Here is a 14,404-nt window from a genome sequence, read left to right on the forward strand (position 1 = left end):
ATTTCGACACGAGCGCAACCGTAGGCAAACTACGGCTGTGCTCGTGTTGAAATGACGGACCTGACCCCGGAGTTATTTCATGACGTTCATGACTGCCAGTGTCATCGCCTGGGCGGCGGTCTTGATCGATGGCTCCGGCACCGGGGCGTAGTATGGCGAGTGGTTGAAGGCAACCGGCTTGCCGCCCTTGTCCGCTTCCGCCACCACTTTCGGGTCGTACACGCCGGTGAAGAAGAACATGCCCGGCACGCCCTGCTTGATGTACTGCGAGAAGTCTTCGCTGGCCGTCATGGCCGGCATGCGCGAGACGTTGGCGTCGCCAAAGGCTTGCTTCAACACGCTTTCGGTGCGGCTCACCAGGGCGTCGTTGTTGTCGATGGCGATGCCGCCAGGGATCAGGTCGACGTCCGGCGCCGGCGCGTCGGCCATCGCCGCCGAGGCGTCGGCCACGCGGCGCACGCCAGCCAGGATTTTCTCGCGCACCGCCGGGCTGTACGTACGGATGGTGCCGCGCACTTTTACCGTATCCGGAATGATGTTGCCGACCGTGCCGCCGTTGATGGCGCCAATGGTCACTACGCCGAATTCCTTCGGATCTTTCTCGCGGCTGATGACGGTCTGCACATCGACCACGAAGCGCGCGGCAATCGTGATCGGGTCCAGCGCCTTGTCCGGCGCCGAGCCGTGGCCGCCGCGGCCCTTGAAGGTAATCTCGATCGCGTCGGAATTCGACGATACCGCGCCGCTGTTGTAGCCGATGGTGCCGTAAGCCAGCGGCCAGGAGTGCAGCGCAAACGCGTAGTCCGGCTTGCCGAAGCGCTTGAACAGGCCATCATCGAGCATGGCTTTGGCGCCGGAGACGGTTTCTTCCGCCGGCTGGCCGATGAACATCAGCGTGCCCTTCCATTGCGATTTCAAGGACACCAGCGCGCGCGCCGCGCCCAGCCAGGCGGTCATGTGGACGTCGTGGCCGCAGCTGTGCGCCGCGCCGTTCTTGCTGGCGTAAGGCAGGCCGGATTTTTCATCCATTGGCAGGCCGTCCATTTCAGTGCGCACCAGTACCAAGGGGCCGGCGCCGTTTTTGTAGATGGCCACCACGCCGGTCTTGCCAACTTTTTCTGTGACCTCAAAACCGATCTTGCGCATCTCGGCCGCCAGTTTGGCGGCGGTGCGGGTTTCCTGGAAGGCGATCTCCGGATTGGCGTGCAGATCTTTGTAAATCGCGTCCAGCTGCGGGTAGATGCTGTTGATGACAGCGCCGGCATCCTGCGCCTGCGCGCTGGCGGCGGCGGCCAGCAATGCCATGATCGGGATGAGTTTCATTGCGTCCTTTCAGTCAGTGTGCAACTTCATGGTGGCGGCGGGGAATTCGCCTTTGACGATCTGCGGCATCACCAGCAGCGATTTCTCGATGGCGCGTTCGATCAGGTCCTGGTCTTCACGGCGCGGACGGTGCAGCACGAAGTCGGCCACCTGCTGCGCCAGGTTGAGCGAGCGCGGATGGCCGATGCCGAGGCGCAAACGCCAGTAGTCCTGTGTGCCAAGCGCGGCGGTGATGTCCTTCAGGCCGTTGTGGCCGCCGGCCGAGCCGCCTTTTTTCAGGCGGGCGATGCCGGGCATCAGGTCCAGCTCATCGTGCACCACCAGCACTTCGTCGGCGTTGATCTTGAAGAAGCGGCACAGCGCGCCGACCGACTGGCCGGAGCGGTTCATATAGGTCAGCGGTTCCAGCAGATACACTTCCTGCCCGGCGATGGCGGCCTTGGCAAACATGGCGTTGTACCTGGTCTCGCGCTGCAGGCGCGCGCCGCTGTCGTTGGCAAGGTTGTCCACCAGCCAGAAGCCGGCGTTGTGGCGGGTTTGTTCGTATTCTGGGCCGGGGTTGCCAAGGCCAACGATAAGACGGATGGGCATGTGAATCTTTAAGCAAATAAATACGATTATGACGAAAAAAAACCCGCCAGAGGCGGGTTTTCTTTGAAGCGGCGCGAAGAATTACTTCTTGGCTTCTTCGGTGGCAGCTGCTTCAGCAGCAACGTGGCCAGCTGGTACCGAGGCGGTCGCGATGGTCAGGTTGTTGCCGTGGGTGACAGCGGTCACGCCTTTTGGCAGGGTCAGGTCAGCAACGTGAACCGAGTGGCCAACGTCCACGTTGGTCAGGTCAACGGAGATGAATTCTGGCAGGTCGGCCGGCAGGCACTCGATGTCCAGTTCGTTGGCAACGTGGCTGATGGTCGCGCCGTGCAGTTTCACTGCTGGCGAGATTTCGGCGTTCACGAAGTGCAGCGCCACTTTCACGTGGATCTTCTTCGACGCGTCAACGCGCTGGAAGTCAGCGTGCAGCACCAGTTGTTTGTAAGCGTGCATCTGGAAGTCGCGCAGCAGAACTTTTTCTGCTTTGCCGTCAATTTCCAGGTCCAGGATCGACGAGTGGAACGCTTCTTTTTTCAGAGCGTGGAACAGGGCGTTGTGGTCCAGGGCGATCGCTACCGGGGCTTCGGTGCCGCCGTAGATGATGCCAGGGGTTTGGCCCGAGTTACGCAGGCGGCGGCTCGCTCCGGAACCCTGCAGTTCGCGTTTGAATGCTACTACTTTCATGTGATACTCCAATAAATAACAGGACTTGCGTCCCGTGTTATGAAGCGCCCCGCGACCAGGCGCGCTTCGGGAAAAACGGCGCGCCCGGCAAAATACCGGGCGCGCCGCTGAAAAACTGGGTTGGTCGCCGGCGGCTTAGTCGACGAACAGGGAGATCACGGAATCGCCCTTGATGATGCGTTTGAAGGTCTCTGCCAGCAGCGGGGCGCAGGTCAGTTGACGGATCTTGGTGCACTGCTTGGCTGCTTCCGACAGCGGAATGGTGTCGGTCACCACCAGCTCGTCCAGCGAGGAGCTGTTGATGCGGTCGATTGCCGGACCGGACAGCACCGCGTGGGTGCAATAGGCAACCACTTTCTTGGCGCCGCGCTCTTTCAGCACTTCAGCGGCCTTGACCAGGGTGCCCGCGGTGTCGACCATGTCGTCCATGATCACGCAGTTGCGGCCTTCGACGTCACCGATGATGTTCATCACTTCGGACACGTTGGCTTTGGGACGGCGCTTGTCGATGATGGCCAGGTCGCAGCCCAGGCGTTTTGCCAGGGCGCGCGCGCGCACCACACCGCCAACGTCCGGCGACACCACCAGCAGGTCTTCATTGTGCTTCTTCTGCAGATCGCCCAGCAGAATTGGCGAAGCGTAAATATTGTCAACCGGAATATCGAAAAAGCCCTGGATCTGGTCGGCGTGCAGATCCATGATCAGGACGCGCTCGACGCCGGCTTCTTCCAGCATGTTGGCCACCACTTTGGCCGAGATCGCCACGCGCGCCGAACGCGGGCGGCGGTCTTGACGGGCATAACCAAAGTAAGGAATCGCAGCGGTGATACGGCCGGCCGATGCGCGTTTCAGGGCGTCAACCATCAGGATCAGTTCCATCAGGTTGTCGTTGGTTGGCGCGCAGGTCGATTGCAGCACGAAGACGTCTTTACCGCGGACGTTCTCGTTGATTTCAACCATGACTTCGCCGTCCGAGAATTTCGAAACGTTCGCTTTGCCGAGGGGGATGCCGAGATTTTTTGCGACTCCCTCTGCCAACGCAGGATTAGCGTTGCCGGTAAAAACCATCAGGTTTTCGTAAGCCATTGGGATTCCAGAGAAGTTGTAGAAGATTCTTTGAAGAGCCAGCGCATGCGGCGCGGCGCTGAAACCAAGTAGAATGAGGCGCATCGTGCGCCTCACTTTTTGCTTTATCTGGCCGGAGACTTGAGCCTCGACGGTTCCAGATACAAACGAATGGCAGGGGAACAAGGATTCGAACCTTGGTATGCCGGAATCAAAATCCGGTGCCTTAACCAGCTTGGCGATTCCCCTACGCAACTGACTGCTTGTCGTTACAGGCCGATATTATACAGCCTTTTTCACGCTTCGCAAAAACTTTTTTGCCGTCTCACAACTTCGTGGTGAGTGGATGCCGATGCAGCGACTGGGCCTTCCAGGCTTTCCACTTCGCCGGCACTGTTGCAAGTACCGCGTCGGCGTCTGCCTCGGTTGCTACCGCGCTGAACACACATGCACCGGAGCCAGTCATCCTGGCATCACCGTAAGCTCCCAGCCATTCTACCGCTTCTGCTACCGGCGGGAATAACTTCGTTGCTACCTGTTGCAAGTCGTTCTTTCCAAACCCCGTTGCACTGGAGTGGCTGGAAAAGTCCGCTATATTAACGGCCGGTGTGTTCCTTGTCAAATGTTCCGAGCCAAAAATCGCGGCTGTTGGCACCATGACCCCCGGTTCGATAACCACATACCAACAATCCGGCGCGCGCACCGGCTGCAGCGCCTCGCCCACGCCTTCGGCAAATGCGGTCTCGCCAAAGATGAAAAACGGGATGTCGGCGCCCAGCGGCAGGCCCAGGTCCATCAGTTCCTGCTTGCTCAGACCGGCATTCCACAGCTTGTTCAGGACCATCAGCGTGGTGGCCGCGTCGGACGAGCCGCCGCCGACGCCGCCGCCCATCGGCAGCACCTTATCGATCGCGATATCGACGCCGCGCGGCAAGGCGCCGCGGCGGCGCAGGACTTCGGCCTGCAGCAGCCTGGCGGCACGGATGATGAGGTCGCTCTGTTCCGGCACCCCGGGCAGGTCGGTCACGCGGCGCAGGGCGCTGTCATCGCGCAGCGTGAAGTGCAGCGTGTCGCCGTGGTCGATCAGCTGGAACACGGTTTGCAGCAGGTGATAGCCGTCCGGACGGCGGCCGTTCACGTGCAGGAATAAATTGAGCTTGGCCGGAGCCGGGCAGTTTTTCAGTTCGGTCATGCCGGCATTTTACTGCGCGACCGGATCAATGACGATGCGGATCGCCATGTCGTCCACCGCCTGCCCCAGCACGATGCGGGTGGCGTCGATGCGTTTGGGCACCGGCACGGCGGCGTTTTCATCTTGCCAGCTCACATACTCCAGCTTCCAGCCATCGCGCGTGATGACGTTGTCGTTGGCCGGCGTGGCAACAAAGCGTTTGCCATCGCTGGCGATGGCGTAGCCTTGCAGCCAGTCGCGCAGGCCGGACACCGGCAGGGTCCAGCCCAGCGCTTGCTGGGTCAGCGCGTCCAGATCGGGCGCGGTGCGCGGCGCCTTGCCGCTTTCTTTCAGCGTGGCGGAGGTCGGCGTCACATTGATCACGGCCACGGTCTGGCCGGTGGGCGAGATCAGACTGACGTCGGTGTTGGCCTTGCTCTGCTGCCACACGAATTTGCCGTTCAGCGATTCCTTCTTGCCGTCGCGGCTGTAGTTGATGGCGATGCGGCCGGCCAGTTCCAGGTTGTCGCGGTAAGGCGCCACGGCGGCGGTCGAACGCGGTGCGGAGGGCGTGGCGGCGCAGCCGGCCAGCGCGGCCAGGGTCAGGGCAATCAGGAGCGGTCGTTTCATTTACAGGCTTTGGTTGAGACGCGCCAGCGTGCTTTTCAGCGCATCGTTTTTCGGATCTTTGGCGTGCGCCTCTTTCCACATCTTTTGCGCGCCCTCGACGTCGCCCTTGGCGAACAACACTTCACCGAGGTGCACGGCGATTTCCGGATCGTTGCGCAAGGCATAGGCGCGGCGCAGGAAGCCCTCCGCCTCGTTCAAATTGCCCATGCGGAACTGCACCCAGCCCATGCTGTCCATGATGAAGGGGTCGCCCGGCGCCATTTTCATGGCCTTGTCGATCAGGCTCAGGGCTTCCGGCAGGCGCTCGTTGCGCTCGGCCAGCGAATAGCCCAGCGCATTGTAGGCGTGCTGGTTGTCGGGCGCGGCAATCATCACCTGGCGCAAGGCTTTTTCCATCAGTTCCACCTGCCCCAGCTTTTCGGCCACCAATGCAAAGTCATACAGCAAGTCCGGATTGTCCGGGTAGCGCTTGAGGGCGTTTTCCAGCACGATGTAGGCGGCGCGGTGATCGCCGGCATCGCGCAGCAGCTGGGCGTCGGTCTGGAACACCTGCGCCTGGTCGGCGGGGTCGGATGGCTGCAGTTCGGCCAGTTGCTGGCGCGCCTGATCGACCTGCCCTTTGCGGGCCAGCAGCACCGCCATTTTCATGCGCGCGGCCAGGTAGATTTTTTCATCGTTGCCATCGACCTTTTCCAGCCAGTTGTAGGCCGCGTCCAGGTCGCCGCGCTGCTCGGCAATCTGCGCCAGGATCATCAGCGCCTTGGACGGATCACGCTCGTCGTTGGGGTGCTGCTCCAGCACGGCGACGAAGCGGCTGAAATATTTTTCCGCTGCCGCCAGGTCGTTGGTCTGCGTCCCCAGCACACCCAGGGCGTACAGGGTGGCGATATTGTCCGGCTGATCCTTCAGCAGGGTCAGGAATTGTTTGCGGGCCTCGTCATACTGTTTGTTGTCCACCAGGATGCGGGCATAGGCAGCGCGCACTTCGCGCGCGTTCGGGTATTGTTCCAGGAAGCCGGTCAACAGCTTCATCGCGGCTTCGATGTCGCCCGATATTTGCGCAGTGGTCAGGATCGCCAGTTCGGAATCGGGCTTGATGGCCAGCGCCCTGCTGGCTTCGGCGCGCGCGCGCGTCAGGTCGTTCAGGGCGAACGCGCCCTGGGCCAGGATCAGGTGCGCTTCCAGCGTGCCGTCGTACGGCATCAGCACGCGCTCCTGCAGTTTGAAGGCGGCGTCCTTGTCCTTGGCGCGCAGCAGGTATTGCTGCATCTGGAACATGGCCAGCGGGCGCGCTTCCGGCTTGGCGTTTTTCAGGCGCTGCTCGAACACGGCCTCGGCCTCGTCCAGGTTGTCGGCCACCACGGCAAAGCCGAGGAAGTATTGGGTCGCCTCATCCGAATCCGGCGCCAGCTGGCGCCACAGGCGGATGGCGGACAGCGCCTCGCCGGTCTGCTTGGCGGTCAGCGCCATTTCAGCGGCACGCCGCGCCAGGCGCGGATCGCGGGTTTGCTGCGCCAGCGCCATCATGGTGATGTACGGCCCCTGCCAGCTACCCTGCTTGAATTCCAGCTCGGCCTTGGTGATGCGGTACAGCAGGTCGCCGGTCAGCTCGTTATTTGGCAGGGCTTCCGGCGCCGGGGCCGGCGTGTCGGCCGCCTCGGGTGCCGGCGACTCAGCCTCGGCCGACGTCGCCGGCGCCGGCGGCTGCGGCGCTGGGGCAGGCTCGGCCGGCTTCTGCGGCGCCATGGCGCACGCGGACAGCAAGGCAGAGAGAGTTACAATGGCGAAAGCGTTTTTCAAGAGAAATCCTGGCAAGTCAGCATAGTCAGTCAGATTTTACGCCGTTCGCATCGCGCGCGGAGTTTGACTAGTGTAACCAAATATTCCGTTAGAGCCACATCGATGCCAGAATTACCAGAAGTTGAAGTCACCCGGCGCGGTGTCGCGCCCCATCTCGAAGGCCGCGTCGTGCGCGCGGTGGTGCTGCGCCGCGACGGCCTGCGCTGGCCCTTCCCGTCCGCACTGTCGCAATTGCTGGCCGGCCGCACCATTCTGCGCACCGGCCGCCGCGGCAAATACTTGCTGCTACATTTCGACCATGGCACGCTGATCATCCACCTCGGCATGTCCGGCCATTTGCGGGTACTGGCACCCGGCATCGCGCCGGAGAAACATGATCATTTCGACCTTGAGGTCGAAGCGCCGGACGGCCTGCGCCAGGTGCTGCGCATGAAAGATCCGCGCCGCTTCGGCGCCGTGCTGTGGCATGACGCCGCCGATGGCGAGCTGGAACATCACGTGCTGCTGCGCACGCTGGGCGTGGAGCCTCTGGAACCGGGTTTCAGCGGCAAAGTGCTGTACGATCAAACCCGGCAGCGCAGCGCGCCGGTCAAGCAGGTGCTGCTGGCCGGCGATATCGTGGTGGGCGTCGGCAATATCTACGCTTCCGAGAGCTTATTCCGGGCCGGCATCAATCCCAAGCTGCCGGCGCGGCGCATCAGCCTGGCGCGCTATGAAAAACTGGCGCAAGCGGTGCGCGAGGTGCTGGCAGAAGCGATAGTGCAAGGCGGCAGCACGCTGCGCGACTTTATTGCCGTGAATGGGCAGTCCGGCTATTTCCAGCAGACGTATTTCGTCTATGATCGGACTGGCGTGCCTTGCCGCGTGTGCGCGGCGCCGATACGCCAGATCAGGCAGGGGCAACGGTCGACCTTTTATTGTGTGAATTGCCAAAAATAAGGGCAGGCAGATGATGGTCCGGGACTTTGAACAGTACAGCGCGTGGCGGCAAGGCGTGGTCAGCGCGCTGAAAAACTATCAGGCGTGGGTCGCCGGCGCTTCCCTGACCGATGCCGCCACCGAGCAGCGCATCGTGCGCAACCTGGCGCGGCTGGAAGATGACAAACTGTCGGTGGCCTTCGTGGCCGAATTCTCGCGCGGCAAGTCGGAGCTGATCAACGCCATCTTCTTTGCCGAGTACGGCCAGCGGATTTTGCCGTCGGCGGCCGGCCGCACCACCATGTGCCCGACCGAGCTGCTGTGGGATGGCAGCATGGCGCCCTCGATCCGCCTGCTGCCGATCGAAACGCGCGCCGACAATCTGTCCACCAGCGATTATCGCGAGCAGCCGGGCGCGTGGACCGTGCTGCCGCTGAACCTCGACGCCGGCGCCGACATGCACGAAGCCTTCAAGCAGGTCAGCAAGACACGCCTGGTGACGGTGGAGGAAGCCAGGCGCTATGGTCTGTACGACGACGACGATCCCGACATGCCGGTCACGCTGGACGAAAACGGTCTGGTGGAGATTTCCTACTGGCGCCACGCCATCATCAACTTCCCGCACCCGCTGCTCAAGCAGGGGCTGGTGATTCTCGATACGCCGGGCCTGAACGCCATCGGCACCGAGCCGGAGCTGACGCTGAACCTGATTCCGAACGCGCACGCGGTGCTGTTCATCCTGGCCGCCGACACCGGCGTGACCAAGAGCGATATCGAAGTCTGGCGCAACCACATCGGTGCCGGCGCCGGGCGGCTGGTGGTGCTGAACAAGATCGACAGCATGTGGGACGAGCTGCGCAGCGAGGACGATGTCAACGCCGAGATCGAACGCCAGCAGGCCAACGTGGCGCATGTGCTGTCGCTGGAGCCAGGCCAGGTGTTTCCGGTGTCGGCGCAGAAGGCGCTGGTGGGCAAGATCAATCAGGATGTGGAACTGCAGGCACGCAGCCGCCTGCATGCGCTGGAAGGCGCGCTGTTCAACGAACTGATTCCGGCCAAGAAGGAAATCGTGCGCAAGCAGCTCAGCGACGAGTTGCAGGCGCTGAACACGGCGCAGCTGGGCATGCTGAATGGCCGCATCCGCGGCATCGTCGAGCAGTTGCACGAGTTGAAGAGCTTGCGCGGCAAGAACCAGAGCGTGGTGGCGCACATGATGCGCCGCATCGACGTCGAGAAAAAGGAATTCGACGCCAGCCTGTTCAAGCTGCAGGCCACGCGCGCGGTGTTCACGCGCCTGTCGACCGAGCTGTACACCTGCATGGGCATGGACATTGTGCGCGACGACATCGAACTGGTGCGCGAAGAGATGCAACGCAGCCGTTTCTTCACCGGCGTGCGCGAGGCAGTGCGCGGCTACTTCGAACGCACCCGCGCCAATCTGGACGCGGCCGAACGCAAGACCATCGAGATCACCGAGATGATGGGCGTGATGTACCGCCGCTTCTCCAGCGAACATGGCTTGACGCTGGCCTTGCCGATGCCGTTCTCGCTGGCGCCCTACCGTGAGGAGATCGCCAGCATCGAGGCCATCTACGCCAAGACCTTCGGCACCGCCACGCTGCTCACCACCAGCCGCGTGACCCTGATGGAACGTTTCTTCGATACGATTGCCTCGCGCGTGCGCGGCTGCTTCAAGGCGGCCAACAACGATGCGGAAGCGTGGCTGAAGGTGATCATGGCGCCGCTGGAGGCGCAGATCCGCCAGCACAAGGATCAGTTGAAACACCGGCTGGCGTCGATCCAGCGCATCCACGATGCGACCGACAGCCTGGAGCAAAAGATCGATGCGTTTGAACGCAGCCAGCAGGAGCTGGAGGCGCAGAAGGCGCGCCTGCATGAACTGGCCGGTGCGATCAGCATCGCCATCAACGCGGAATTCGTGGCGCTGGACGCCGCCGCTTAAGTACAGGAAAAGAATGAAAATTGTCGCAGTAGAGAATTTTGTCGACCCCAGTTTTTCGGCCGACCTGATCGGCTGGCAAAAGGTTCATGGCCGTCACACGCTGCCGTGGCAAAACACCCGCGATGCCTATCTGGTGTGGCTGTCGGAAATCATGCTGCAGCAGACCCAGGTGTCGGCAGTGCTGGGTTATTACGCCCGTTTCCTCGAACGCTTCCCTACCCTGCGCGACCTCGCCGCCGCGCCGGTGGAGGACGTGATGGCGCAGTGGAGCGGCCTGGGCTATTACACGCGGGCGCGCAATCTGCACAAGTGCGCGCAGCGGGTGGTGGCGGAGTATGACGGCGTGTTTCCTTCCGATCCGCTGCTGCTGGCGGAGTTACCGGGCATCGGCCGCTCGACGGCGGCGGCGATTGCGGCATTTTCCAGCGGCCGGCGCGCGGCCATCATGGACGGCAACGTCAAGCGCGTGTTCGCGCGGGTGTTCGGCATCGATACCTATCCGGGCGAGAAGAAGACTGAGGAAGCCATGTGGCGCCGCGCCGAGGCGCTGTTGCCGGAGGAAGGCATCGAGGCTTACACGCAGGGCTTGATGGACATGGGCGCCACCTTGTGCACACGTTCCAGCCCGTCGTGCGAGCGCTGCCCGATGCAGGTGCGCTGCGTGGCGTTCAACACCGGGCGCACCAAGGATCTGCCGGTGCGCAAGCCGAAGAAGGCTACGCCGGAGAAGCATGCGGTGATGCTGGCGATCGTCGATGGCGGGCAGGTGCTGCTGGAGCAGCGTCCGCCCAGCGGCATCTGGGGCGGCTTGTTGTCGCTGCCGGAGCTGGACGGGCATATGGCGGCAGAGGATGATGAAGTTGCGCCAGCCGATCATGATGCCTTGATGAGCGCGGTGAGCAAGTTCGGCGCGATGGAATCGTACGAGCGCCTGTCGACGGTCACGCATGTGTTCACGCACTACAAGCTGCACATTGCGCCGTACCGCATTGCCTTGTCGCGCCGTCTGGGACTGGCCGCCGAGGCCGGCCACGTCTGGCTGGACGCGGCCCGGATCGCTGATGCCGCCCTGCCCGCGCCGGTGAAGAAACTGCTGCTGGAACTGCTGGGCGACCACAACGCCGCCCAGCAGCGCATGTTCTAAGGAAGATAGCGCGCCATGGCAAACACCACGCCGGCAATCGTGATGGCCGTCCCGACAAACCACTTGATGATGCGCGTTTCCAGCCGCGCTATACAAGTTTCAAGTTTGCTGATCTCCACATGGACTTTGCCAAATTGCACTGCCACTTCTTCGCGGAATGCCATCAGCTCGACCTTGGTGGCGTGGGTGTTCCGCGCTTCCTCTCTGAACTGTTTGATGAATTCCATGACTTCGTTATCCATTGCGGCCTCCGGTGCTTGCTTCATCATCGGCCGCGCAAGGGAGCACGTCAAGCTGAACGCTCGCCGTGCTTGAGGCGGATCAAAGTTCGTCGAGCGAGAACAGGCGGCGGTGTTCGCGGATGGCGTAGCGGTCGGTCATGCCGGCGATGTAGTCGGCAATTTTGCGCGCCTGCTTGTTCACATCACCCGACTGGTCCTGGTAATCCGGCGGCAGCAGCACCGGCTCCGACATGAAGGCGTCAAACAGTTCGCGCACGATGCGGCTGGCCTTCACCCGCATGCGGTTGACCTTGTAGTGGCGATACAGATTCGCATGCAGGAAGCGCTTCAGTTCAGTCGCATCCTTGCGCATGCCGTCCGAGAAGCGGATCAGCGGCGGCGCCGCGCGCACGTCGTCGATGTGCCGGGGCGCGGCCTCGGCAATGCGCGCGCTTGAGGTGGCGATCAAATCATCGGCCAGCGCTGTGATCAGGCGGCGCAGGGTTTCGTAAATCGCGCGGCGGCCGGACAGGCCGGGGAAGGCTTGCTGCACGTCGCGCCACAGGCGCGCAAAGAATGCCACCTGCTCCAGCTGCCCGATCGTGATCAGGCCGGAACGCAGGCCGTCATCGATGTCATGGCTGTTGTAGGCGATCTCGTCCGCGAGATTGGTCAGCTGCGCTTCCAACGACGGCTGGGTGCGGTCAATGAAGCGCTGCGCCACCGGTCCCAGCAGTTTGGCGTTATTCAGCGAGCAGTGCTTGAGGATGCCCTCGCGCGTTTCAAACATCAGGTTGAGGCCGTCGTATGCGCCGTAGTGCTGTTCCAGCTCATCGACCACGCGCAGGCTTTGCAGATTGTGCTCGAAGCCGCCGTAATCCTTCATGCACTCGTTGAGCACGTCCTGGCCGACGTGGCCGAACGGCGTGTGCCCCAGATCGTGCGCCAGCGAAATCGCCTCCACCAGATCCTCGTTCAGGCGCAGGTTGCGCGCCAGCGAGCGGCCGATCTGCGCCACCTCCAGGCTGTGCGTCAGCCGGGTGCGGAACAAATCGCCTTCGTGATTCAGGAACACCTGGGTCTTGTACTCCAGCCGGCGGAACGCCGAGGAGTGGATGATGCGGTCGCGGTCGCGCTGGAACTGACTGCGCGAGGCGTGCGCGGTTTCCGCATAACGCCGGCCGATGCCGCCCTCGGAATGGGCGGCATACGGGGCCAGGAATTGTTCCGGCGTCATGGCGGCTTACACGCAGGCAGCCAGCGTCGCCAGCAGCAGCTCCTGCGGCGCGTTGGTGATCTTCGGCGAGCCCAGCGGATTCATCAGGATGAACTTGATGGCGCCGCCCTCATTCTTCTTGTCGACTTCCATCGCTTCCAGCCACTTGGCCACGCCCAGGTCCGGCGCCTTGACCGGCAGGCCGGCGGCGGCGATCAGCGCGCGCACGCGCTCCACGGTGGCTGCGTCGATCAGGCCCATGCGGTGCGACAGATCGGCCGCCATCACCATGCCGCAGCCCACCGCCTCGCCATGCAGCCAGGCGCCATAGCCCATGCCGGCCTCGATGGCGTGGCCGAAGGTGTGGCCGAAGTTGAGGATGGCGCGCAGGCCGCCCTCGCGCTCGTCCTGGCGCACCACGTCGGCCTTGATTTCGCACGAACGGGCAATCGCGTAGGCCAGCGCGCCCTTGTCGCGCGCCATCAGCTTGCCGATATTCGCTTCAAGCCACTCGAAGAACGGCAGGTCGATCACGGCGCCGTATTTGATCACTTCCGCCAGGCCGGCCGACAGCTCGCGCTGCGGCAGGGTTTCCAGGGTGGCGGTATCGGCAATCACCGCGCGCGGCTGGTAGAAGGCGCCGATCATGTTCTTGCCCAGCGGATGGTTGATGCCGGTCTTGCCGCCCACCGAAGAATCAACCTGCGACAGCAGGGTGGTCGGCACCTGGATGAAGTCGACGCCGCGCATATAGCTGGCGGCGGCAAAGCCGGTCAGGTCGCCGATCACGCCGCCGCCCAGGGCGATCAGCGTGGTCTTGCGGTCGGCCTTGGTTTCCAGCAGCTGGTCGAAGATCGCCATCAGGCTGGACCAGTTCTTGTGCTCCTCGCCGTCCGGCAAGGTAATCGTCGTTATTTGCTTGCCGGCATTGCGCAAGCCGGCCTCGATGCGCGCCAGGTACAACGGCGCCACGGTGGTGTTGCTGACGATCGCGACCTTGCTGCCATGCACATGGCGCGCCAGCAGCGTGCTGTCGTTCAGCAAGTCGGGGCCGATGGCGATCGGGTAGCTGCGCTCGCCCAGGTCTACGTTTAACAGGATGTTGGATTGTTCGTTCATCGATGGTTCGGCGTGAGTGACGCAGTTGGGCGCGGCTTCGCAAGCCAGGGTGTCCAACTGGGTCAGGATGGTCTGAACCATCGATTGTACGTTAGGACGGCCGGTATCGATGATCAGATCGGCAATTTCCAGGTACAAGGGATCACGCACGGCCATCAGCTCTTCCAGCTTCTTGCGCGGATCGGCGGTTTGCAGCAGGGGACGGTTCTTGTCGTGCGCGGTGCGCTGCAGGATGCTGTTGACACTGGCGCGCAGGTAAATCACGGTGCCGCGCGCCTTGAGGAAGGCGCGGTTGTCGGCGTTGAGGATGGCGCCGCCGCCGGTGGCCAGCACCAGGCCTTCCTGGCCGGTCAGCTCGCGGATGACGTCGGCCTCGCGGCGGCGGAAGCTGGCCTCGCCCTCGATTTCAAAGATCCACGGGATCGAGGCGCCGGTACGCGCCTCGATCTCGTGGTCGGAATCCACAAACTTCAGCCCCAGCTTGCGCGCCAGGATGCGGCCGATGGTGGTTTTTCCCGCCCCCATCAGGCCGACTAGAAACACATTCTGCATTCAACAT

The 14,404-nt window shown here is 62.8% G+C and carries 13 protein-coding genes and 1 tRNA gene; 3 read left to right on the forward strand and 11 right to left on the reverse strand.

Annotated features, from left to right (window positions below; translation table 11 throughout):
- Positions 1–72 precede the first annotated feature (72 nt).
- The 8 genes from ABDW57_RS20470 to ABDW57_RS20505 form a co-directional block, all read right to left on the reverse strand.
- Positions 73–1,323 (reverse strand): amidohydrolase, encoded by a 1,251-nt coding sequence (locus ABDW57_RS20470; protein ID WP_343732026.1) that lies wholly within the window; start codon positions 1,321–1,323, stop codon positions 73–75.
- Positions 1,324–1,332: 9 nt separating this feature from the next.
- On the reverse strand, positions 1,333–1,914 hold the full coding sequence (gene pth, locus ABDW57_RS20475) for an aminoacyl-tRNA hydrolase (protein WP_343732027.1): 582 nt from the start codon (positions 1,912–1,914) through the stop codon (positions 1,333–1,335).
- Positions 1,915–1,995: 81 nt separating this feature from the next.
- On the reverse strand, positions 1,996–2,598 hold the full coding sequence (locus ABDW57_RS20480) for a 50S ribosomal protein L25/general stress protein Ctc (protein WP_343732028.1): 603 nt from the start codon (positions 2,596–2,598) through the stop codon (positions 1,996–1,998).
- Positions 2,599–2,733: 135 nt separating this feature from the next.
- Positions 2,734–3,684, reverse strand: a complete 951-nt coding sequence (locus ABDW57_RS20485) for a ribose-phosphate pyrophosphokinase (protein WP_179675634.1) — start codon at positions 3,682–3,684, stop codon at positions 2,734–2,736.
- A 151-nt stretch (positions 3,685–3,835) separates the two neighbouring features.
- Positions 3,836–3,912: transfer RNA gene (locus tag ABDW57_RS20490), tRNA-Gln, on the reverse strand.
- 76 nt (positions 3,913–3,988) lie between these two features.
- Entirely contained in the window at positions 3,989–4,855 is an 867-nt protein-coding gene (ispE, locus tag ABDW57_RS20495) for a 4-(cytidine 5'-diphospho)-2-C-methyl-D-erythritol kinase (RefSeq protein WP_343732029.1), read from the reverse strand.
- A gap of 9 nt (positions 4,856–4,864) precedes the next feature.
- Positions 4,865–5,464 carry an outer membrane lipoprotein LolB gene (locus ABDW57_RS20500; RefSeq protein ID WP_343732030.1) on the reverse strand — a complete coding sequence of 200 codons (600 nt, stop codon included), beginning with the start codon at positions 5,462–5,464 and terminating at the stop codon, positions 4,865–4,867.
- Positions 5,465–7,264, reverse strand: a complete 1,800-nt coding sequence (locus ABDW57_RS20505; protein WP_343732031.1) for a tetratricopeptide repeat protein — start codon at positions 7,262–7,264, stop codon at positions 5,465–5,467.
- Between the two features lie 102 nt (positions 7,265–7,366).
- On the opposite strand from ABDW57_RS20505, the gene mutM reads away from it, so the two are divergent.
- Genes mutM through mutY form a run of 3 tightly spaced genes read left to right on the forward strand, consistent with a single transcriptional unit; the run spans position 7,367 to position 11,289 of the window.
- Positions 7,367–8,203 carry a bifunctional DNA-formamidopyrimidine glycosylase/DNA-(apurinic or apyrimidinic site) lyase gene (gene mutM, locus ABDW57_RS20510; RefSeq protein ID WP_343732032.1) on the forward strand — a complete coding sequence of 279 codons (837 nt, stop codon included), beginning with the start codon at positions 7,367–7,369 and terminating at the stop codon, positions 8,201–8,203.
- Positions 8,204–8,216: 13 nt separating this feature from the next.
- Complete coding sequence (locus ABDW57_RS20515; RefSeq protein WP_343732080.1) at positions 8,217–10,145, forward strand: dynamin family protein; 1,929 nt, start codon at positions 8,217–8,219, stop codon at positions 10,143–10,145.
- A gap of 13 nt (positions 10,146–10,158) precedes the next feature.
- On the forward strand, positions 10,159–11,289 hold the full coding sequence (gene mutY, locus ABDW57_RS20520) for an A/G-specific adenine glycosylase (protein WP_343732033.1): 1,131 nt from the start codon (positions 10,159–10,161) through the stop codon (positions 11,287–11,289).
- On the opposite strand, the gene ABDW57_RS20525 is transcribed toward mutY, so the two are convergent.
- The 3 genes from ABDW57_RS20525 to aroKB form a co-directional block, all read right to left on the reverse strand.
- Complete coding sequence (locus ABDW57_RS20525; RefSeq protein WP_343732034.1) at positions 11,286–11,531, reverse strand: hypothetical protein; 246 nt, start codon at positions 11,529–11,531, stop codon at positions 11,286–11,288. The two genes, mutY and ABDW57_RS20525, sit on opposite strands and share 4 nt — an antisense overlap.
- Positions 11,532–11,610: 79 nt before the next feature.
- Complete coding sequence (locus ABDW57_RS20530) at positions 11,611–12,747, reverse strand: deoxyguanosinetriphosphate triphosphohydrolase (RefSeq protein WP_343732035.1); 1,137 nt, start codon at positions 12,745–12,747, stop codon at positions 11,611–11,613.
- Between the two features lie 6 nt (positions 12,748–12,753).
- A complete protein-coding gene (aroKB, locus tag ABDW57_RS20535; protein ID WP_343732036.1) occupies positions 12,754–14,397 on the reverse strand; it encodes a bifunctional shikimate kinase/3-dehydroquinate synthase AroKB in 1,644 nt (547 codons plus the stop codon).
- Positions 14,398–14,404 lie beyond the last annotated feature (7 nt).

The organism is Duganella sp., from assembly GCF_039595735.1.
In the GTDB taxonomy this organism is placed as follows: Bacteria; Pseudomonadota; Gammaproteobacteria; order Burkholderiales; family Burkholderiaceae_D; genus Rugamonas.